Source organism: Enterobacter sp. JBIWA008 (genome assembly GCF_019968765.1).
Classification (GTDB): Bacteria; Pseudomonadota; Gammaproteobacteria; order Enterobacterales; family Enterobacteriaceae; genus Enterobacter.
In genome coordinates this window covers 2,273,754-2,294,082 of sequence record NZ_CP074149.1, presented here as the reverse complement: position 1 = coordinate 2,294,082, position 20,329 = coordinate 2,273,754, and the positions used below count along the sequence as shown (strand labels likewise).

16 protein-coding genes are annotated in these 20,329 nt (G+C 57.3%); 9 read left to right on the top strand and 7 right to left on the bottom strand.

Going from position 1 to position 20,329, the window contains the following annotated elements; genetic code table 11:
• The first annotated feature begins 110 nt into the window (after positions 1-110).
• From paaZ to KGP24_RS11190, 3 genes are all read left to right on the top strand, one after another.
• A complete protein-coding gene (gene paaZ, locus KGP24_RS11200; protein ID WP_223563353.1) occupies positions 111-2,153 on the top strand; it encodes a phenylacetic acid degradation bifunctional protein PaaZ in 2,043 nt (680 codons plus the stop codon).
• A 318-nt stretch (positions 2,154-2,471) separates the two neighbouring features.
• On the top strand, positions 2,472-4,745 hold the full coding sequence (gene tynA / locus KGP24_RS11195) for a primary-amine oxidase (protein ID WP_223563352.1): 2,274 nt from the start codon (positions 2,472-2,474) through the stop codon (positions 4,743-4,745).
• 118 nt (positions 4,746-4,863) lie between these two features.
• The gene (locus tag KGP24_RS11190) at positions 4,864-5,970 is read left to right on the top strand and encodes a GGDEF domain-containing protein (protein WP_223563351.1); all 1,107 of its coding nucleotides are present in this window, start codon (positions 4,864-4,866) and stop codon (positions 5,968-5,970) included.
• A gap of 52 nt (positions 5,971-6,022) precedes the next feature.
• On the opposite strand, the gene KGP24_RS11185 is transcribed toward KGP24_RS11190, so the two are convergent.
• On the bottom strand, positions 6,023-7,522 hold the full coding sequence (locus KGP24_RS11185; RefSeq protein WP_223563350.1) for an aldehyde dehydrogenase family protein: 1,500 nt from the start codon (positions 7,520-7,522) through the stop codon (positions 6,023-6,025).
• A gap of 241 nt (positions 7,523-7,763) precedes the next feature.
• Between KGP24_RS11185 and feaR the strand changes: the two genes are divergently transcribed.
• Positions 7,764-8,672, top strand: a complete 909-nt coding sequence (gene feaR, locus KGP24_RS11180; protein WP_223563485.1) for a transcriptional regulator FeaR — start codon at positions 7,764-7,766, stop codon at positions 8,670-8,672.
• On the opposite strand, the gene KGP24_RS11175 is transcribed toward feaR, so the two are convergent.
• Genes KGP24_RS11175 through KGP24_RS11165 form a run of 3 tightly spaced genes read right to left on the bottom strand, consistent with a single transcriptional unit; the run spans position 8,673 to position 11,819 of the window.
• Positions 8,673-8,990 carry a YdbL family protein gene (locus KGP24_RS11175; RefSeq protein WP_028017556.1) on the bottom strand — a complete coding sequence of 106 codons (318 nt, stop codon included), beginning with the start codon at positions 8,988-8,990 and terminating at the stop codon, positions 8,673-8,675.
• Positions 8,991-8,997: 7 nt separating this feature from the next.
• Positions 8,998-9,183 (bottom strand): YnbE family lipoprotein, encoded by a 186-nt coding sequence (locus KGP24_RS11170; protein WP_080327221.1) that lies wholly within the window; start codon positions 9,181-9,183, stop codon positions 8,998-9,000.
• The gene (locus tag KGP24_RS11165; RefSeq protein WP_223563349.1) at positions 9,180-11,819 is read right to left on the bottom strand and encodes a YdbH family protein; all 2,640 of its coding nucleotides are present in this window, start codon (positions 11,817-11,819) and stop codon (positions 9,180-9,182) included. Before KGP24_RS11165 ends, KGP24_RS11170 begins: the two co-directional genes overlap by 4 nt.
• Before the next feature lie 210 nt (positions 11,820-12,029).
• Here KGP24_RS11165 and KGP24_RS11160 point away from each other — a divergent pair, with 210 nt between their 5' ends.
• Complete coding sequence (locus KGP24_RS11160) at positions 12,030-13,019, top strand: 2-hydroxyacid dehydrogenase (RefSeq protein ID WP_223563348.1); 990 nt, start codon at positions 12,030-12,032, stop codon at positions 13,017-13,019.
• Between the two features lie 19 nt (positions 13,020-13,038).
• Here KGP24_RS11160 and KGP24_RS11155 read toward each other — a convergent pair whose 3' ends face one another.
• Positions 13,039-14,247 (bottom strand): MFS transporter, encoded by a 1,209-nt coding sequence (locus KGP24_RS11155; protein ID WP_223563347.1) that lies wholly within the window; start codon positions 14,245-14,247, stop codon positions 13,039-13,041.
• A gap of 456 nt (positions 14,248-14,703) precedes the next feature.
• On the opposite strand from KGP24_RS11155, the gene KGP24_RS11150 reads away from it, so the two are divergent.
• Positions 14,704-15,375 (top strand): MgtC family protein, encoded by a 672-nt coding sequence (locus KGP24_RS11150; RefSeq protein WP_223563346.1) that lies wholly within the window; start codon positions 14,704-14,706, stop codon positions 15,373-15,375.
• 256 nt (positions 15,376-15,631) lie between these two features.
• Positions 15,632-16,066, top strand: coding sequence for a universal stress protein UspF (gene uspF / locus KGP24_RS11145; RefSeq protein WP_223563345.1), 435 nt, complete (start codon positions 15,632-15,634; stop codon positions 16,064-16,066).
• 46 nt (positions 16,067-16,112) lie between these two features.
• Here the strand turns inward: uspF and dcp are convergent, their stop codons facing one another.
• Positions 16,113-18,146: a peptidyl-dipeptidase Dcp gene (gene dcp / locus KGP24_RS11140; RefSeq protein ID WP_223563344.1), complete on the bottom strand. Its 2,034-nt coding sequence runs from the start codon at positions 18,144-18,146 to the stop codon at positions 16,113-16,115.
• A 142-nt stretch (positions 18,147-18,288) separates the two neighbouring features.
• Here dcp and ydfG point away from each other — a divergent pair, with 142 nt between their 5' ends.
• Both ydfG and KGP24_RS11130 read left to right on the top strand, forming a co-directional pair.
• Entirely contained in the window at positions 18,289-19,035 is a 747-nt protein-coding gene (ydfG, locus tag KGP24_RS11135) for a bifunctional NADP-dependent 3-hydroxy acid dehydrogenase/3-hydroxypropionate dehydrogenase YdfG (RefSeq protein ID WP_023311558.1), read from the top strand.
• A 91-nt stretch (positions 19,036-19,126) separates the two neighbouring features.
• Positions 19,127-19,813, top strand: a complete 687-nt coding sequence (locus KGP24_RS11130; RefSeq protein WP_023311557.1) for a GntR family transcriptional regulator — start codon at positions 19,127-19,129, stop codon at positions 19,811-19,813.
• 33 nt (positions 19,814-19,846) lie between these two features.
• Here the strand turns inward: KGP24_RS11130 and KGP24_RS11125 are convergent, their stop codons facing one another.
• On the bottom strand, positions 19,847-20,278 hold the full coding sequence (locus KGP24_RS11125) for a universal stress protein (protein WP_024909093.1): 432 nt from the start codon (positions 20,276-20,278) through the stop codon (positions 19,847-19,849).
• Positions 20,279-20,329: the final 51 nt, after the last annotated feature.

Below are 20,329 nucleotides of genomic sequence, written 5' to 3'. Positions count from 1 at the left end.
TTCATCCAGCCAGATCACAACGCTAACAATTCATTAAAAACTCAGCTTGCTTTTTATGATTCATAATTAAACTATTAATGAGCAAATCACGTAACATTTGGAGATAAGCGATGCAGCAGTTAGCCAGCTTCTTATCCGGTACCTGGCAGTCTGGCCGGGGCCGCGAACGCGCCATTCATCACGCCATCAGCGGCGAAGCATTGTGGGAAGTCACCAGCGAAGGGCTGGATATGGCGGCCGCTCGTCGCTACGCGATTGAGCGCGGTGGCGAAGCGCTTCATAAGATGACCTTTATTGAACGCGCTGCCATGCTGAAAGCGTTGGCAAAGCACCTGCTTAGCGAGAAAGAGACGTTTTATGCCCTGTCGGCCCAGACGGGCGCGACGAAGGCTGACAGCTGGGTAGATATTGAAGGCGGCATCGGCACCCTCTTCACCTACGCCAGCCTGGGCAGCCGCGAGCTGCCGGACGACACCCTGTGGCCGGAAGATGAGTTAATCCCGCTGTCGAAAGAAGGCGGCTTTGCGGCGCGCCACGTCCTGACCTCCAAATCCGGCGTGGCGGTACACATCAACGCCTTTAACTTCCCCTGCTGGGGGATGCTGGAAAAGCTGGCGCCGACCTGGCTTGCCGGGATGCCCGCCATCATCAAACCCGCTACCGCTACCGCACAGGTAACCCAGGCGATGGTGAAATCCATCGTCGACAGCGGGCTGGTGCCGGACGGCGCCATCAGCCTGATCTGCGGCGGCGCGGGGGATCTGCTCGACCAGCTCGACAGCCAGGACGTGGTGACCTTTACCGGCTCCGCCAGCACCGGGCAAAGCCTGCGCGTGCACCCGAATATCGTGGCGAATTCGATTCCGTTCACCATGGAGGCCGACTCCCTGAACTGCTGCGTGCTGGGGGAAGACGTTTCGCCGGACCAGCCGGAGTTTGCCCTGTTCATCCGGGAAGTGGTCCGCGAGATGACCGCCAAAGCCGGGCAAAAATGTACGGCCATTCGCCGGATTATCGTCCCACAAAACCAGATTGATGCCGTGAGCCAGGCGCTGATTGCCCGGCTGGAAAAAGTGGTGGTGGGCGACCCGGCGCAGGACGGGGTAAAGATGGGCGCGCTGGTGAATGCCGGACAGCGCGCCGACGTGCAGGAGAAAGTGGATCAACTTATCGCCGCAGGCTGCCAGATCCGTCTGGGTGGCAAAGCGGATCCGCACTCCGCTGGCGCGTTCTTCCCACCGACCCTGCTGTTCTGCCCGCAGCCGGACGAAACCCCGGCGGTGCATTCAACTGAAGCCTTCGGCCCGGTAGCGACGCTGATGCCGTATCGCAATTCAGAGCACGCGATGGCGCTTGCCCGCGCGGGCGGCGGTAGCCTGGCGGGTACGCTGGTCACCGCAGACCTGGACATTGCCCGCCAGTTTATTGCCGGCGCGGCGCGCGCCCACGGGCGTATTCAGATCCTCAACGAGGAAGCCTCGAAAGAGTCCACCGGCCACGGCTCCCCGCTCCCTCAGCTGGTGCACGGCGGCCCGGGCCGCGCGGGCGGCGGCGAAGAGCTGGGCGGCCTGCGCGCGGTGAAGCACTACCTGCAGCGCACCGCGATCCAGGGCAGTCCGACCATGCTGGCGGCCATTGGCAAGCAGTGGGTACGGGGCGCAACGGTGCAGGAGGATCGCGTGCATCCGTTCCGTAAATACTTTGAGGAACTGCAGCCGGGCGACAGCCTGCTGACGCCGCGCCGCACCCTGACGGAAGCGGACATCGTCAACTTTGCCTGCCTGAGCGGGGACCACTTCTACGCCCATATGGACAAGATTGGCGCGGCAGAATCGATCTTTGGCGAGCGCGTGGTGCACGGCTACTTCCTGATTTCCGCCGCGGCAGGACTGTTTGTTGACGCGGGCGTCGGGCCGGTTATTGCCAACTACGGCATGGAAAACCTGCGCTTTATCGAGCCGGTTAAGCCGGGCGATACCATTCAGGTGCGTCTGACCTGCAAGCGTAAAACGCTGAAGAAACAGCGCACCGCCGAGGAAAAACCAACCGGCGTGGTGGAATGGTCCGTTGAGATTTTCAACCAGCACCAGCAGGCCGTGGCGCTCTACTCCATTCTGACGCTGGTGGCGCGTCAGCGGGGCGATTTCAGCTAAGTTCCCCTCACCCTGAGCCTCTCCCCAATGGGGAGAGGAGATTGGTCTGCACGACCCTGTGATTTATCCCCGCTCTTTTTTTAACCTGGCAAGGCTGACAAATAATCTGGCAGATGCAGGCAAACGCTTTTCTCAGGCGCCTGTCAGGATAAGGCTGTCACAACACAATAAACCCTAAATAATTCGAGTTGCAGGAAGGCGGCAAGGGAACGAATCCCCGGGAGCGTACATAAGTACGTGACTGGGGTGAGTGAGTGCAGCCAACGCACCTGCAACTTGAAGTATGACGGGTATAAACACAACAAGATGAGGTCTACGATGGGAAGCAATTCTTCTTTTTCTGCCCGTAGAACGGCGCTGGCCATGGCCGTTGCGCTGTGTTGCGCCTGGCAATCCCCTGTTTTCGCCCACGGCAGTGAGGCGCATATGGTCCCGATGGACAAAACGCTGCAGGACTTTGGCGCGGACGTTCAGTGGGATGATTACGCACAGATGTTCACCATTGCGAAAGACGGTGCCTTTGTGAAGGTCAAACCGGGCGCAAAAACCGCCATCGTCAACGGTAAAACCCTCAAGCTCGAGGTGCCGGTGGTGATGAAAGGCAAAAAAGCCTTTATCTCTGAGACCTTCATCAACGACGTTTTCCAGTCCGGCCTTGACCAGACCTTCCAGGTTGAAAAACGCCCTCACCCGTTAAACGCGCTAACGGCGGACGAAATTAAGCAGGCCGTTGAGATTGTGAAAGCCTCGGCGGACTTTAAACCGAATACCCGCTTTACCCAAATCGCCCTTGCCGAGCCAGAAAAAGCCAAAGTGTGGGACTTTGTGCTGAACGGTACGGCAGTGGACGCCCCTCGCCAGGCGAAGATCGTGATGCTCGATGGCAAGCACGTTATCGAGAGCGTGGTGGACCTGAAGGATAAAAAAATCCTGCGCTGGGAACCGGTAAAAGACGCGCACGGCATGGTGCTGCTGGATGATTTCACCGCGGTTCAGCAAATTATCAACGACAGCACCGAGTTCGCCGAGGTACTTAAAAAGCACGGCATCACCGACCCGAAAAAAGTGATTACCACGCCGCTGACCGTCGGCTATTTCGACGGTAAAGACGGTCTGAAGCAGGAAGATCGCCTGCTGAAGGTGGTGAGCTATCTGGATGTCGGCGACGGTAACTACTGGGCGCACCCGATTGAGAACCTGGTGGCCGTGGTGGATCTTGAGCAGAAGAAAATCCAGAAAATTGAAGAAGGCGCCGTTATTCCGGTGCCCATGACCCCGCGCCCCTACGATGGCCGCGACCGTATAGAAACGCCGAAAAAACCGCTTAACATCACTGAACCGGAAGGCAAGAACTACACCATTACCGGGGATATGGTGCACTGGCAGAACTGGGATTTCCACCTGAGCCTCGACTCCCGCGTCGGCCCGATGATTTCAACCGTGACCTATAACGACAACGGCAAAAAGCGCCAGATTATGTATCAGGGGTCTCTCGGCGGCATGATCGTCCCGTACGGCGATCCGGACGTGGGCTGGTACTTTAAAGCCTATCTCGACTCCGGCGACTACGGCATGGGCACCCTGACCTCATCGCTGGTGCGCGGTAAAGACGTGCCGTCCAACGCCGTGATGCTCAATGAAACCATTCCCGACTACACCGGCGCGCCGATGGAGATCCCGCGCGCGATCGCCATTTTCGAACGCTACGCGGGGCCGGAATACAAGCATCAGGAGATGGGCCAGCCAAACGTCAGCACCGAGCGCCGCGAGCTGGTGGTGCGCTGGGTGAGCACCGTGGGCAACTACGATTACATCTTCGACTGGGTGTTCCATGAAAACGGCACCATCGGCATTGATGCCGGCGCAACGGGTATCGAAGCGGTGAAAGGCGTTCAGGCGAAAACCATGCACGATGCCACCGCCAAAGACGATACGCGTTACGGCACGCTGATCGACCATAACATCGTGGGCACCACCCACCAGCACATCTATAACTTCCGCCTGGATATGGACGTGGACGGCATCAACAACAAGCTGGTGGCGATGGATCCGCAAGTGAAGCCGAATACCGCCGGTGGCCCGCGCACCAGCACCATGCAGATCAATCAGTACGATATTGATACCGAGCAGCAGGCGGCGCAGAAATTCGACCCGGGCACGATTCGACTGCTGAGCAACACAAGTAAAGAGAACCGCATGGGCAACCCGGTCTCGTACCAGATTATCCCTTACGCGGGGGGGACGCACCCGGTGGCGACCGGCGCGAAATTTGCCCCGGACGAGTGGATCTACCATCGCCTGAGCTTTATGGACAAGCAGCTGTGGGTGACCCGCTACCACCCGGATGAACTCTACCCTGAAGGTAAGTTCCCTAACCGCTCCATCCACGACACGGGCCTGGGGCAGTACAGCAAGGATAACGAGTCGCTGAACGATCGGGATGACGTGGTCTGGATGACCACCGGCACCACCCACGTCGCCCGTGCGGAAGAGTGGCCGATTATGCCGACGGAATGGGTGCATACCCTGCTTAAACCGTGGAACTTCTTCGACGAGACGCCAACGCTCGGGAAGAAAAAAGAGGATAAATAACCACCCGCCGGGCAATTGCCCGGTTTTTTTTGCCTCTGCATTTGAGCTTCGTCCGGGCTTGCTTATAGTTACTGATATCTCACCTGCATGATTTATCCCCCGGACGGGAAAGGGCTTTATGGAAAAAAGAAAAAAACCGACGCTTGAAAGAGCAACCTGGCCGACGCGCCATGCCATGGTGATGCATGGGCTGGCGATGAACCTGCCGTGGCTGGCCTTCGTGAATATCAGCTTCGCGGTGATGATCCTGCTGCGACACGTCCTGCTCAAGGCCAGCGATCCCCTTTATCCCCACTCGCCGCAGCTGACGAAAATGATCGATGCCTCGATGCTCGGCATTATCCTCCTCTCTGCCGCGCTGGTCCTGATGGCCTGGCGGCGCATCGCCGGTATCAGCGTAGTGCTGTTTATCTGTAGCGCCATCTGGTCGGTCTCCTGCTTCTGGTTTATCACCCAGCTGCTGCTCCCGCACGTCTGGCCGCTGTGCGTCATTCTGCTGCTCGCCGGCTTAACGGCGCTCTATTTTTACCCTGAGGGGCTACTCGCCTTTGTGCTGCCGCTCTGGATCACCCTGCCGATAGCAAGCTGGATACTGAATGATGGCCTCAACCTTCACTTCATTGTCATCTGGAGCGTGTTTTCGCTGATCCTGATCTGCGGGCGTTTCATCCTGCTGAGCTGGTTTGACGAGGCCTGGCGACGTAACCAGCAAAACCAGCTGCTGATCTCCAGGCTGGATGCGCTGGCGCATCAGGATCCGTTAACCAAAACCGCCAATCGCCGGAAAATGGAAGTGGTGCTGGAAAACGCGGTAGAGCAGAAAAAAACCTTCTCGGTGATTATGCTGGATATCGACTATTTCAAACGCTACAACGACACCTACGGGCACCAGGCGGGCGACGACTGCCTGACGCGCGTGGCGCGGGTGCTGAAGCAGTCGGTGCGCACGCCTGACGATGTGGTTTCACGCTACGGCGGCGAGGAGTTCGTGGTGATCCTGTTTAACTGCCCGGAAAACATCGCGGAAAAGGTTGCCCTGCGTATTCAGGACGGCCTGCGTACGGAAGCCATACCGCACGACGCCTCCACGGTCAGCGACCATGTCACCGTAAGCATGGGGATTGCGAGCATGGCGGAGGGGCTGGCGGGCACCGAGATCATCGCCCGCGCCGATGCGGCGCTGTACCGGGCGAAAGAGGCCGGGCGGGATCGGTGGTCGCTTTAAATAGAGAGAACAAACACTAAAAAGGCAACCTCCAGGTTGCCTTATGCTTTTGCTAGTAGCGCACGCACACCGATTTGGTTTCGCACCAGCCGTCCAGCCAGTCCGGACCAAAGTCGCGTCCGGTGCCGGACTGCTTCATGCCGCCGAACGGCAGGTTGGCGTCAATCAGCGTATGGCTGTTCACCCAGACGGTGCCCGCCTGCAGCCTGTCGGTATACTCCAGCGCCTTACTGATATTTTGCGTCCAGACGCTGGCCGTCAGTCCATATTCGGTGTCGTTTGCCAGCTGGAGCGCCTCTTCCCCGTCGGCGACGCGTACCAGGTTGACCACCGGGCCAAACACCTCTTCACGCGTCAGGCGCAGCGAGGCATCCGGGTTCACCACCAGAGTAGGCGCAACGTAATAGCCTTTGCCTTCCGGCCCCCGGTTACCGACGATCAGCTCCGCGTTGCGCGACTTCGCTTCGTTAAGGAAGGTCTGCACCTTGTCGCAGTGCGCGCGCGACACCAGCGGGTTGATAAACGCTTCCGGCGACATGCCCGGCCCGACGCTCAGGGATTTCACCGCCTGCTCAAACCCGCTGACCAGCGTGTCAAACAGCGGCGCTTCAATATAGATGCGCGAGCTCGCCGCACACACCTGCCCCTGGTTCAGGAAGCTCCCGGTCATCAGGCCTTCGATCACCCACGCCGGGTCCGCGTCTTTCAGTACGATAGCCGGGTTTTTACCCCCCAGCTCCAGGGTCACCCCGGTAAGCGTGTCCGCCGCCGCGCGGGCGATTTGCTTACCCGTCGCCGTGGAGCCGGTAAAGCTCACCTTTGCAATATGCGGATGCGAGGTCAGCGCTGCGCCGCACACCGCGCCGCTCCCGGTTACCACGTTGAACACCCCGTCCGGAATGCCCGCTTCACTTGCCAGTTCCGCCACGCGCAGCATCGTCAGCGGCGTGGTCTCTGACGGTTTAATGACGATAGAGCAACCCGCGGCCAGCGCAGGCATCACTTTCCACATGCCGATCATCAGCGGGAAGTTCCAGGGCACAATCCCGGCCACCACGCCAACCGGCTCCTTACGCGTCCACGCCTGATAGCGGGCGCCCTGCGGCAGCGGGATGGAAAGGTCGAGGGTCTTACCCGAAATTTTGGTGGTCAGCCCGGCGGTATAACGCATCCAGTTCAGGGTGCAACTGACTTCAAACATGCGGGAAATGTTAATGGATTTGCCCTGTTCCAGCGTTTCAAGCTGGGCCAGCTCCTCGCCGTGCTGTTCGACCAGATCGGCGAAATGAAGCAGGATCCTCTCGCGCTCCGCCGGGAGTTTTCCGGCCCAGCTGCGGGAGACAAACGCGCGCCACCCGGACATGACGGCACGGTCAACGTCATCGACGCTGGCATCGGCTGTCGAGGCAATGACCTCGCCCGTGGCCGGGTTGTAGACGTTCAGCCGTTTTTCACTGTCCGATGCGGCCTGACGCCCTTCAATCCACAGGCCATGCTGTCGGTCTAAAAATTGCTGCACGGCAGGCTGAATAGCTACCAGTGATTCAGACATAGGATACTCCTTCGTTATTCTTTGCAGGGTGTTCATCCAGTCTAAGTGGGGTTTTGCGTTCTCGCTTTTGTCTCTGTGACATTCGCTTTGCCACCTGTGACAGGCTCCGCAAATCGCGATAATTGCCGCTTATATCGCTGTTACCGGTGAGTGTTCTTTCCTATAGTCAGCCTCATAGCTCTGACAAAATGCAACACAAATGCAACAATGCGAAAACGTTGACGGTGCAGTGAGAGAAACGATGGCGTGTGCAAGCGAGCAGGAACAGTATCAGCAGTGGCTGGCGCAAATTAACCAGGTTTGCGGGCGTTTTAACGCGCAGCCCACCGGGGGGAAATTCTTCGGCGAGCTGGAGACCAGCTATGCGCGCAGCCTGAAGCTCAGCACCGTGACCGCAGGCGGGGTTAACCTGTTCCGCTCCCGTCAGGAGATCGCTCAGAGTAACGATGCCTGGTTCTATACCGTGTTCCAGCTCGATGGTAGCGCGGAAATTGAGCAGGATGACCGTCGCGCGTTGCTCAGAGCCGGCGATATCACGCTGATTGACGCCTCACGTCCCTGCTCGATCAACTGGCAGGAAAAATCCCGCCAGATCTCGCTCCTGGTTCCCCGTCAGATTATTGAGCAGCAGTGCCGTTTCCAGGAGATAAGCTGCGCGACCGCCCTTTCCCGCACCTTACCCACGGTACAGCTGAGCCATCGCCTGTTGATGGAGAGTATGAGCAATGCCGACCTGAGCGATCGTGAAAGCGAAGCCGCGCTCGAAGCGATGATCTGCCTGCTGCGCCCCGCTTTCCAGCAGCGTGAAATCATTCAGCCGCGCAAGGAGCGCCAGTTCCAGCATGTGGTGGCGCTGATTGACGACCATATTCAGTCTGAATCGCTGCGTCCTGAATGGATTGCCGCCGAGAGCGGTATGTCCGTGCGCAGCCTCTACCGCATGTTTGCCGAAAAGGGGCTGGTGGTGGCGCAGTACATCAAAAACCGTCGTCTGGATCTCTGCGCGCAGGTACTGCGCACTGCCGGCGATGATGAAAAGCTGGCGGGCATTGGCTACAGCTGGGGGTTTACCGACCATAGCCATTTTTCAACGGCGTTTAAGCAGCGTTTTGGCGTCTCGCCGGGTGAATACCGCAGGCGCTACCGATAGCTACTTTTTAAGCCATTTTCCGTTAATGCCCTTCACATACTCGCCCGGCTGCGCGCGGGCAACCAGTTTTTGACCTGCCATTTTGGCCACTTCATCGACCGGCAAATTATTGCTGTCAGCCAGCTTCTGATAGTTTTCCGTGCGCGCCGCATTGATACGATTGACCAGCGCCAGCGTTTCCGCGTCCTGTTGAATCGGGGCAAGATAGCCGCTGAGGGTTTCCCCCACGCGCCCCTGCGCCCGGGCGTCGTTTAAGGTCAGCGCAGCCGCCTGCACGTTCATCCCCAGCGCCAGTAAAATCAGAGCTAATCGTTTCATGGCATCCTCAGAACAGATCGCTGCGCGATTTCAGCAGAGTTTCAACGTCTTTATCGACCTTGATATGGATCTCATGTTCAATTTTGACATTCATATTGATGGTAATCGGCTCCTTTGGCGCAGCGACTTCAATGCGCGGCGTACAGCCTGTCAGTAGCGCGGCAACGGTGAGCGCACCAGCCATCTTTTTCATTGTTGTTCCTCACTTTCCTTGCCAGTCGAACTGCGGGGAGCAGGTATCGCCGCGTGTTGCTCAAACCAGGTTTGCAGGTTGTCCCCAAAACGCAGGCTGCGCCAGAGGGTAAAGACATTCTCGTCATGGGTATAGTTCAGGTTGACGGAGCTGCTTTTGCCATCCACCCGGCTGGTCCCCTTGATGGTCGCCTGCATGGTTAATTCACCCAGGTTATCTAAATTGATTCTCGTCCACGAACGCGAAATTTCCATATAGCGAAGCCAGTTAATCGCCGCGCCCGCAACCATATTATCCTTCACGATGGCGTCTGCCGTATCTTTGTCGATGCGCAGCGTCATGGGCCCCGGGTTGGTCAGCCAGCCATCTTTAATGATCCATTTTTCATTGTCCAGCCAGAACGGCAGCGCCCCGCTCACCGGCCCCGACATGGCAAACTGTTTCGGATTAACGGCGCCGATCAGCTCGCTGGAGGAGATATTGTCCACGCGCAGCAGGGCCGGATCGTGCTGCGGCATCCGAAGCTGCTGCATGGTGATTTTCCCGCCGAGGGTTTCCACCTTCACGTTGGTGAGGAGCAGCGGATTATCCTCCGTCCAGGGATAGTCCCCCTGTAGATCGGCGGTAATGTTGCGCGCGGTCACCAGGTTTACCACTTCGCCAATGCGCAAGGTGACCGGACCGCGCGTGCCGAGAGACCAGGTACCCTCGCTGAAGCGGAACGGCAGGACAAAATCGACGCCGTTAATCTGGTTATCCGGCATCCATGCGCTGCCGGATTTCAGCACGCCGTGCCCGCCCGCCTCAAAGCCCTGATCGGCCGCCGCCGAGAAGGCGACCTGCGCGTAAAGCTCCCCGTCGCGCAGCGTCATTTTCCAGTCCGGCGGGATCAGCGGCTGGAACACGGTGAGCGACTGTTTCGGCCACCAGGCCTGCCCGCGAAGACGCACGCCATCCCAACGACCGTTCACCTGTACCGGACCGATTTTGTCCGCACGGAGGTCGCCCTTAAACTGGAAAATGGTCGGGTCGGTGCCGTCGACGCTGAAGGTCAGGACCGAGGGCGGCAACGCGCTGCCGCCGGAGAACAGGGTTTGCCCGGCATTGAGCGACAGCGCGCCGCTGAAGGCCGGTTTTTCGGGGTCACGCAACCAGCGCACCGGTTGATCCAGCACCAGACGCGGCTTGCTGACCTCCATCGTACCGTACTGGAGCTTGTCAAAACCGGTGGAGAGCGCCGTTAGCTCAATCAAGTTGTCGCGCCACTCGCCTTTCCCGGCGACGTCCCAGCGGGCATGCATCGGCGTAAAACCGCCTTTCCCCCAGTAGCGCCACTGCCACAGGCCGTTGTCGGGTAAAAAGTCGTTGGCCTGGCCGTCCAGGTGAAGTTCAAAATCGCCCATCTGGTTTTCATGGGCGCGCAGAATGGCCTGTAAACGCCCGTCCACGCCCTTCTGCGTCAGCTTCACTCCCGCCAGCGGCCAGCGGATTTCATCGATATCGAGTGAGTCAATGATGCGCCCGCGCGAGCGGAGCAGCGCGCCCGGCTCAAAGGCCAGCTGCGGTTCATACAGGCTGCCGGTCAGCGTTGCGGGCAATTTGGCGTAAAGAATAAGATCCTTTTGCTTCGCCTCGCCGCTGAGATGCAGAGGCATGTCGCTGTTTTCCATGCTGAGCCTGCCGGGCCCAATATTCAGTACCGCGTTGCCTTTCCCCGCGTCACCCTGGGTCAGCACGTTCAGTCGTCCGGTCAGGGTGGTTTTATCCAGCCCCTGCTGCCAGTTGTCGGCACGAAGCGAAACGCGACCGCTCAGCGGCATACCCGAAAGATCCCAGTTCCAGCGCCCGTCGCTGATGTTCAGCTGTTCCGCGGTGATCTGCCACGGCAGGTCGAGCAGCGGATCGGGGTTGTCCCGCGCCATCACCACCAGCTGTCCCTGATTGTCTTCCCAGTCCAGATCGGCATCGACCAGAGACGTTAACTGTGGCACGTTAAAGGTCGCGACCGCGTGGCCTTCCACCGGCACGCCGTCCGGCACCAGCGGCAAGGTAAACTCGCCCACCAGCTTAATCGGCTGCGGCTGGTCCGGGAGCTGTACATCGAACTGGCTGACCGAGAGCGTCTGGCCGCGAAGCGTGCCTTTAATGCTGACCTGTTCGCCTTTATAGGCGATCTCTTGAATGGACGGCGTCAGCGACGCATGCAGCTCGCCCTGCCACTGCTGCCAGGGCGACAGCGTCAGACGGTGAACCGTGATCCAGGTATTCGGTAATACCGCCTGCCACTGGGCCAGCGTTTTGGGGGCGACCGTTGAGGGCGCAGACTGGGGAATTTTGCTCAGACAGACGGAGTTAAGATCCAGCGCGCCGATATCCAGCTTCCAGCGGCTCGGATGTGACAGCGTCACGTTTTCGATACGGGCAATTTCGCAGTCTTCAACCAGATAGCGAAGATCGGGGATCGCCAGCGCGTGGCGGGTGAGTTTCGGATTCTCTTCGAAAGCGATGCGCGTCCCGACGGGCAGCCAGATCCCAGCGAGCGTCGGTACCCACTGAGCGAGCGTCATCAGCAGCGTCAGCGGCAACAATATGAACAGCAGTAAAAGCGCAAGAGCGGCTTTGTATTTACCCTTCATGGGCAGTTAATATCCTGATTTAGCGAAAGAATTAAGCCGGCAGTGCCGATCATTGTCGCATGTTTAGCCAGTCAGTTGAAGGGAATGCCATTTTTAAGGATAGATGCTCTAGAATAATTGATAGAACTTATTGAATTCAATAATATTTTAGAAATTGTAAGATAATTTTAATCATGCTAACGTGAATGCAAAATCACTGGAGAAAGTCTTATGAAACTCGCGGTATATAGCACAAAGCAGTACGACAAAAAGTATCTGCAACATGTTAACGAGGCTTACGGGTTTGAGCTTGAATTTTTCGACTTTCTGCTGTCCGAAAAAACCGCCAAAACGGCGCACGGCTGTGAAGGCGTCTGTATTTTTGTTAACGACGACGGCAGTCGGCCGGTGCTGCAAGAGTTGAAAAAACAGGGGGTGAAGTACATCGCCCTGCGCTGCGCGGGCTTTAATAACGTGGACCTCGACGCGGCGAAAGAGCTGGGTCTGAAGGTGGTGCGCGTCCCGGCGTACTCCCCGGAAGCGGTGGCGGAACATGCGATTGGCATGATGATGTCGCTCAACCGTCGTATTCACCGCGCTTATCAGCGTACCCGTGACGCCAACTTCTCGCTGGAAGGGCTGACCGGCTTTACCATGTACGGCAAAACCGCGGGCGTTATCGGCACCGGTAAAATCGGCGTCGCTGCCCTGCGCATTCTGAAGGGCTTAGGCATGCGTCTGCTGGCGTTCGATCCGTACCCAAGCGCCGCGGCGCTGGATCTGGGCGTGGAGTACGTCGACCTGCCAACCCTGTTCTCGCAGTCTGACGTGATCTCCCTGCACTGCCCGCTGACGCCGGAGAACTACCACCTGCTTAACCAGGCGGCGTTTGACCAGATGAAGGATGGCGTGATGATCATCAACACCAGCCGCGGCGGGCTGGTTGACTCTCAGGCCGCTATCGAAGCGCTGAAAACTCAGAAAATTGGCGCGCTGGGGATGGACGTGTACGAGAACGAACGCGATCTGTTCTTTGAAGACAAGTCTAATGATGTGATTCAGGACGACGTATTCCGCCGCCTGTCCGCCTGTCATAACGTGCTGTTTACCGGACACCAGGCATTTCTGACTGCAGAAGCGCTGATCAGCATTTCGGAAACCACGCTGGGTAACCTGCAGCAGCTGGAAAGGGGCGAAGCGTGCCCTAACGAACTGGCATAAGCGTGACGCCGGGCGGCGGCTATGCCCCACCCGGCGTACTGTCTGTTTCCCAGGTCCGGTGCGCAAAGCACCACCAGATCAGGACGGCCACCAGCGCAATCGCGCACAGGACGCTGAATGCCGCTGCAAATGAGTAATGACCCGCAATCGTGCCGGTTAACGCCGGGCTCATGGATGCCCCAACCCCCTGCATCAGCATCACCACGCTCTGCCCGGCATTGACGTGCCCGCTTCCGCGCAGCAGCACCACGATAAACGACGGAACCACAACCCCCAGGATCCCTGCGGCCAGCCCGTCGAGGATTTGTACCGGGATCATCATTAACGGCGCGTCCGTCGACGCCGCCAGCCCCGCGCGCACCGGCATCACCAGCAGCGCCAGCAAAATCAAGCGCCAGTAGCCGTAGCGGTCTATTCGGTGGGCGACCCAGATGGCGACGGGGATCATCACGGCCTGCGAGATAATGACGGTGGCCGCCGCGTACAAACCGGGGTTGATCGAGGCAGGTGCCGCGGCCACCCTCATGCTCAGCATCGGCAACAGCGCGGCGTTCGCCAGGTGAAACAGCAGCAGCGTCAGTCCGGTCACAAACAGCGCCCGGTTTTTAATCAGCACGGCAAAGCCGGGAACCGGCACGCTCGCTGACGAAGAGAGTCCCCGCGCCGCGTCGTTATCGATATCTCCGCTGCGAATGGCAAGCAGCGCGCAGAGCGTTAACAGCGTGGTACAGGTCATCAGCAGGAAAATCCCGCCGACGCCCCAGTACCAGGCAATGCCGCCCGCAATCAGCGCGGTGACAAAGTTGCCGCCGTGATTGAAAGCCTCATTTCTGCCCATCTGCGCGCTGAACCCGCTCTGGCCGGTCAGCCCCAGCGTAATTCCTGCGATCAGCGGCCCGACAAACGCCGCGCAGATACCGGAGACGATTTGCGAAACCGCGACAACTGCGCTCTGCTGGCTAAACCAGAGCAGGAGCGTGCTAAGGGTGATGAGCAGGCACACCAGCGCCAGCACCGTCCGCTTGCTGCGTGAGGTGTCGGTGATGAATCCCGCCGGCAGCGTAGCGATTAATCCCGCCAGCCCACCTGCCGTCATCAGAATGCCAATATCATCGGGGGTCCAGTGGCGTTCGGTCAGAAAAATACCGAGAAAAGGACCGAGGCCATCGCGGACATCCGCAATGAAAAAACTTGTCAGGCATAATGCCCGCAGCGAACGAAGAGACATACTGCCTGCCTTTGTCTGTTATCGCCTGTAAAAAAGAAAATGTAGTATACCGGGTATTTTTGAAAATCAGATGACGTCTTAAAAACATGCCCTTCGAACTTAAACAATTCATAACGGAGGCTGTTTTTTCGCTTTACTCATTATCGGCCCTGACTATACTGGCAATAAATTTTCACAGGAGTCCTTCGTTGGAAAGTTATTTTATAGTCGATACGAAGGTAAGCTAGCGCAAATTTCTCGCTGCTTACCTTAAACGGTGGGCAGCAATCCTCTTTAAGCGATTGTATCCCGAAATAGTAAAACCGCTCAATTTGTGGGGCATCGCGATGTTCATTTTTACACATTCACTCTTTCCGCCACCGTCATCCTGACACGCTTAGCATTTAAATGGCGTTATGATGTGCTTTGCAAAGCGCTGACGCTTATTCTTTAATAACGTTAACAGGCGACAGGCTGATGTTCCCTTATATCTCTCATCTGCTCGCAGCGATGCTGCTGGGCGCAATTATTGGCGCGGAAAGACAGTGGCGCCAGCGTATGGCCGGGCTTCGTACCAATGCACTGGTTGCCACGGGTGCGGCAGTGTTCATTTTAAGTTCCGTATCTACTTATCCTGATAGCCCGGGGCGTATCGCAGCACAGATCGTCTCCGGAATAGGCTTTCTTGGCGCAGGCGTCATTATGCGTGAAGGAATGAATATTCGTGGTTTAAACACCGCCACAACGCTGTGGTGCTCGGCCGGAATTGGCGTGCTGTGCGGATTAGGTCAGTTCTGGAATGCCGCCATGGCCAGCCTAATTATTCTCTGCGCCAACATTTTGCTTCGCGAAGCCGCGCAGCGAATTAATCAACTGCCCGTGCTCCATGAAGGTGAAAAATGCTATGTCCTGAAGATCACCTGCAATAATGAGCATGAAGATGCGGTGCGTCAGAGCGTCGTTAATATGGCGAAAGAGTTGACGTTAGGTCTGAAAGCGATTTATTCCGCTACGGCGCAGGCTGAAGGAAAAACCGAAATTCGGGCTGAGGTAATGACCCGGGAGGAATACCGAAAATTACTCGATCTGATTATGGGTAATATTGGCGGTAATAAAATCATGGCATCCGTAAGCTGCCACGCAATATGACCAGGATACCGGGCGTTGCGCCCGGTTGAAGCTTTGCCATTTTGCTGAAAACGGACCATGAGGCGAAAAGATTCATCCCCGGATGCCCCTGCTCGTGAAACGTTCGTCGTCACGCCACGTTGACGAGATCGCAGGCAAGTTCGACTGCACGAATATCACATAGCCGAAATTTGTCCCCGTTATGACAGCCTGCTCTCTGTTTTCCTGACATTAGCGGTCTAACCTGAACTGTGTGAAAAACACTCAGGAGGGTCAAATGTACAACTCAATTTTGGTTCCAATTGACATTTCGGAAGATAGCCTGACGCACATGGTTATCCCCTTCGTCCAGGCACATTCAGCACTTAACACAGCTAAAGTTCACTTTCTTACTGTTATTCCATCGCTTCCGTATTATTCATCATTAGGCCTGGCCTACTCGGTAGAAATGCCGAAGCTGAAAGAGTTCCAGCGCGCGGCCTTAGCGAAGCTGGATGAAATCGTTAAGCAATTCAAAATCCCTCCCGACAAGATCCAGACCCACGCCGTGACGGGATCCCCTAAGGATCAGATTCTTAAGCTCGCTGACACGATCGATGCAGACCTGATTATCATCGCTTCCCACAAGCCTGATATATCGACATATCTGTTGGGTTCAAACGCTGCGGCAGTGGTACGGCATGCGAAATGCCCTGTGCTTGTCGTAAGATAAAAAAACCGGGCGCGAAGCCCGGTTCTTTTTTCTGACGAGACTGACTCTATTCGTTCAACCCGCGATTTTCCAGCATCGGTTCAATCTTCGGATCGTGGCCGCGCCAGTTCCGGTAAAGTTCAGCTAAATCAGTACTATTGCCGCGCGACAAAATCGCCTCACGGAATTTTTGTCCGTTTTCACGAGTCAAACCACCCTGCTCGACAAACCACTGGTAGCCGTCGTCTGCAAGCATTTGCGTCCACAGGTAGGCGTAATATCCCGCCGCGTAGCCACCGCCGAAGATATGGGCAAAATAGCTGCTGCGATAGCGCGGCGGTACGGCGGGCAGATCCAGCCCCTCTTTTTTCAACGCTGCCGCTTCAAAATCCTCCACGCTCGAAACAGCCTCACCGATGCCGTGCCAGTTCATGTCCAGCAGCGCGGCAGCCAGCAGCTCCGTCATGTCATAACCCTTGTTGAAATGGGTCGCGTTGAGCATGCTTTCCCGCAGCGCGTCCGGCATCGGTTCACCGGTTTCATAATGGCGGGCGTAGTGGGTAAACACCAGTGGATGGCTGGCCCAGTGCTCATTAATTTGTGACGGGAATTCAACGAAATCACGCGGCGTATTGGTGCCGGAGAGCGTGGCGAAACGCTGGCTGGCAAACAGGCCGTGCAGCGTATGGCCGAACTCGTGGAACAGGGTGATCACGTCATCCCAGGAGAGAAGCGCGACGCCGCCGTTAGCCGGTTTTTGGTAGTTACAGACGTTGTAGATCACTGGACGGGCAGCAAACTCGAAGGATTGTTCGACGAAGTTCCCCATCCATGCCCCGCCCTGTTTGGAATCACGGGCAAAGTAGTCGCCGTAAAACAGCGCCATGCCCTCACCGGTATGGTCGAAAATTTCCCATACCCGAACGTCCGGGTGATAAACCGGGATATCGAAGCGCTCCACAAAGCGAATGCCAAACAGCTGGCTGGCTGCCCAGAATACGCCATCCTGCAGAACGGTATTGAGCGCAAAGTAAGGCCTGATCTGCGACTCATCGAGGGCATATTTTGCCTGGCGAACGCGTTCGGCATAAAAGGCCCAGTCCCAGGCCTGCACGGTGAAACTGCCCTGCTCGTCATCAATGACTTTCTGAATATCGGCCTGCTCGCGCTCTGCGCGGGCGCGGGCGGCGGGCACAATGCCGCGCATAAATTCCAGCGCGGCGTCCGGGGTTTTCGCCATCTGGTCGGCAGTGCTCCAGCTGGCGTAATCCTCAAAGCCCAGCAGGCGGGCCTGCCGCGCACGAAGCGCCGTAAGGCGCAGGATCAGCTCGCGGGTATCGTTTTCATCCCCTTTCTGGGTGCGCGTCCAGCCCGCGTTGAACAGGTTTTCGCGGGTCTGACGATTTCGCAGCGCAGAAAGCGCGGGCTGCTGGGTGGTGTTCAGGAGCGGGATCAGCCAGCGATCGTTCAGCCCTCGCTCCGCGGCAGCCTGCGCCGCGTCGGCAATCTCGTTGGCGCTGAGCCCATCAAGCTGGTGCGCGTAATCCACCACCAGCCCGCCCGTCTTATCGGCAGCCAGCAGACGCTGGTTAAACTGGCTGGTCAGGGTCGCCGCCTCGGTATTCAGCGCCTTCAGCTCGGCTTTTTCGGTTTCATTAAGACGCGCGCCGGCGAGAATAAACCGCTGCCAGGTCTCCTCGACAAGCCGACGGGATTCGGCATCCAGCGCGGCACGGTCCTGCCAGACGCTCTCCACGCGGGCGAATAGCGCGTCATTCAGCCAGATATCGTTTGCCAGCGCGGCAAGCTCGGTGGAGAACTGTTCCTCCAGCTTCTGTAAATACGGATTGGTGTGCGCGGAAGTCATGGCGAAAAACACGCTGCTAACGCGCGAGAGCATGGCGCCGCTTTTCTCCAGCGCCAGCACGGTGTTAGTGAAGTCCGGCGCAGCGGCCTGAGAGACAATCGCGTCAATGTCCGCCCGCTTCTGGCGAAGGGCTTCATCAAAGGCCGGGCGATAGTGGCCGTCGTTGATCTCATCAAAATGGGGTGCCTGGTAAGGCAGCAGGCTAATTTCAAAAAAGGGATTCGTAGCCGTCATCTTTCGCTCCTGAGTACGGGTATCCTCCCAGAGTAGGCCAGGCCGCCATCCCCTGCAACGCCGTCATACAAATGTTGCCTTAACGCACCCTCTGCGGCCGTGCTATGTTAGTACAACACAAAAAGCGTTGAGGAACAGTGAGATGATTATTTTAGTTACCGGGGCAACGGCAGGTTTTGGTGAAAGCATCACGCGTCGCTTCGTCGCCAACGGGCATAAGGTTATTGCGACCGGCCGCCGCCAGGAGCGTTTACAGGAGCTGAAAGACGAATTAGGCGACAGCATTCTGACCGCGCAGCTGGATGTGCGTAACCGCGCGGCCATTGAAGAGATGATTGCCAACCTGCCCGCCGAGTGGCGCGCCATCGACGTGCTGGTCAACAATGCCGGTCTGGCGCTGGGCATGGAACCCGCGCACAAAGCCAGCGTGGAAGACTGGGAAAACATGATCGACACCAACAACAAAGGGCTGGTCTATATGACCCGCGCGGTGCTGCCGGGCATGGTCGAGCGCAACCGCGGCCACATCATCAATATCGGTTCCACCGCCGGGAGCTGGCCTTACGCGGGCGGCAACGTGTATGGCGCAACGAAAGCATTTGTCCGCCAGTTCAGCCTTAATCTGCGGACCGATCTGCACGGCACCGCCATTCGCGTCACCGATATCGAACCAGGCCTGGTGGGCGGCACCGAGTTCTCCAACGTGCGTTTCAAGGGCGATGACGCAAAGGCGGGCAAGACCTACGAAAATGCAAACGCGCTGACGCCAGAAGATGTCACCGAAACGGTCTGGTGGGTGGCGACGCTGCCAAAACACGTCAACATCAATACCGTGGAAATGATGCCAGTCAGCCAGAGTTTTGCCGGACTTAGCGTCCATCGTGGCTAACGCAGCCCTTCCCGGCCTGCGGGCCGGGTCTGTTTCGGTTTATAAAAGAATGGTAGTATGTTCAGGCTAACTCTCTGAGAAATGACAACTCATGGCCGCTGAATCGCAACTCAATCCCACCCAGCCCGTTAACCAGCAAATCTATCGCATTTTGCGACGTGATATTGTCCATTGCCTGATCCCACCGGGAACGCCGCTTTCTGAAAAAGAGGTCTCCGTGCGTTTTGACGTTTCCCGTCAGCCGGTGCGTGAAGCGTTTATTAAGCTTGCGGAAAACGGTCTGATTCAGATCCGCCCGCAGCGCGGCAGCTACGTGAACAAAATTTCACTCTCTCAGGTACGCAACGGCTGTTTTGTTCGCCAGGCCATTGAATGCGCGGTGGCGCGCCGTGCCGCAACGCTTATCAACGACAACCAGTGTTACCAGCTGGAGCAGAACCTGCACCAGCAGCGGATTGCGATTGACCGTAAGCAGTTGAACGATTTCTTCCAGCTTGATGATGAATTCCACCAGAAACTGGCGCAGATTGCGGATTGCCAGCTGGCCTGGGACACCATCGAAAACATCAAGGCTACCATTGACCGCGTGCGCTACATGAGCCTCGATCACGTCTCCCCGCCGGAAATGCTGCTCCGACAGCATCATGATATTTTCAGCGCCCTGGAAAAACGCGACCCGGACGGAGTGGAAAAAGCGATGACGCTGCATCTGCAGGAAATCAGCGAATCCGTGCAGCTGATTCGTCAGGAAAATAGCGAGTGGTTTAGCGAAGAGTAATATTCGCCGCCCCTTTCGGGTGCGGCGATAGGTTTAGCGAACGACCAACACCGGAATAGTGGCGTAGCGCAGGATAGATTCCGCATTTGACCCCAGCAGATGGGTGGTGATGCCCGGATTTTTCGATCCGATGACGATCACGTCATATTCCCCTTCCTTACTCAGCCTGATAATTTCATCCCGGACGTTGCCAAAGCGTACCAGGCTGTCAATTTTCTCCGGCGAGATATCGAACAGTCTTTTTAACGCGTTCATTTTCTTCCCGGACTCCTCAGTCATATATTCTTCGAACTTTTTAATATCGGCGTTAAATCCGCGCAGCAGGGAGCGACTGCTGGCCGGCAGAATATTGACCAGGGTAATCGAGGCACCCTCCGCCTTCGCAAGGTTTGCCGCGTGGCGAACCGCTTTGTCGCTCAAATCCATTTCAAACACATCAACAGGCATCAAAATCTTCTTATACATAAGCCTGACTCCTTATTTTGATAAAAGGGTTATTTCCTGTACCCAGAATGG

Excerpts from the sequence above, each read along its gene's own strand:
- paaZ (WP_223563353.1), top strand. The coding sequence starts at position 111 with ATGCAGCAGTTAGCCAGCTTCTTATCCGGTACCTGGCAGTCTGGCCGG.
- tynA (WP_223563352.1), top strand. The coding sequence starts at position 2,472 with ATGGGAAGCAATTCTTCTTTTTCTGCCCGTAGAACGGCGCTGGCCATG.
- KGP24_RS11190 (WP_223563351.1), top strand. The coding sequence starts at position 4,864 with ATGGAAAAAAGAAAAAAACCGACGCTTGAAAGAGCAACCTGGCCGACG.
- KGP24_RS11185 (WP_223563350.1), bottom strand. The coding sequence starts at position 7,522 with ATGTCTGAATCACTGGTAGCTATTCAGCCTGCCGTGCAGCAATTTTTA.
- feaR (WP_223563485.1), top strand. The coding sequence starts at position 7,764 with ATGGCGTGTGCAAGCGAGCAGGAACAGTATCAGCAGTGGCTGGCGCAA.
- KGP24_RS11175 (WP_028017556.1), bottom strand. The coding sequence starts at position 8,990 with ATGAAACGATTAGCTCTGATTTTACTGGCGCTGGGGATGAACGTGCAG.
- KGP24_RS11170 (WP_080327221.1), bottom strand. The coding sequence starts at position 9,183 with ATGAAAAAGATGGCTGGTGCGCTCACCGTTGCCGCGCTACTGACAGGC.
- KGP24_RS11165 (WP_223563349.1), bottom strand. The coding sequence starts at position 11,819 with ATGAAGGGTAAATACAAAGCCGCTCTTGCGCTTTTACTGCTGTTCATA.
- KGP24_RS11160 (WP_223563348.1), top strand. The coding sequence starts at position 12,030 with ATGAAACTCGCGGTATATAGCACAAAGCAGTACGACAAAAAGTATCTG.
- KGP24_RS11155 (WP_223563347.1), bottom strand. The coding sequence starts at position 14,247 with ATGTCTCTTCGTTCGCTGCGGGCATTATGCCTGACAAGTTTTTTCATT.
- KGP24_RS11150 (WP_223563346.1), top strand. The coding sequence starts at position 14,704 with ATGTTCCCTTATATCTCTCATCTGCTCGCAGCGATGCTGCTGGGCGCA.
- uspF (WP_223563345.1), top strand. The coding sequence starts at position 15,632 with ATGTACAACTCAATTTTGGTTCCAATTGACATTTCGGAAGATAGCCTG.
- dcp (WP_223563344.1), bottom strand. The coding sequence starts at position 18,146 with ATGACGGCTACGAATCCCTTTTTTGAAATTAGCCTGCTGCCTTACCAG.
- ydfG (WP_023311558.1), top strand. The coding sequence starts at position 18,289 with ATGATTATTTTAGTTACCGGGGCAACGGCAGGTTTTGGTGAAAGCATC.
- KGP24_RS11130 (WP_023311557.1), top strand. The coding sequence starts at position 19,127 with ATGGCCGCTGAATCGCAACTCAATCCCACCCAGCCCGTTAACCAGCAA.
- KGP24_RS11125 (WP_024909093.1), bottom strand. The coding sequence starts at position 20,278 with ATGTATAAGAAGATTTTGATGCCTGTTGATGTGTTTGAAATGGATTTG.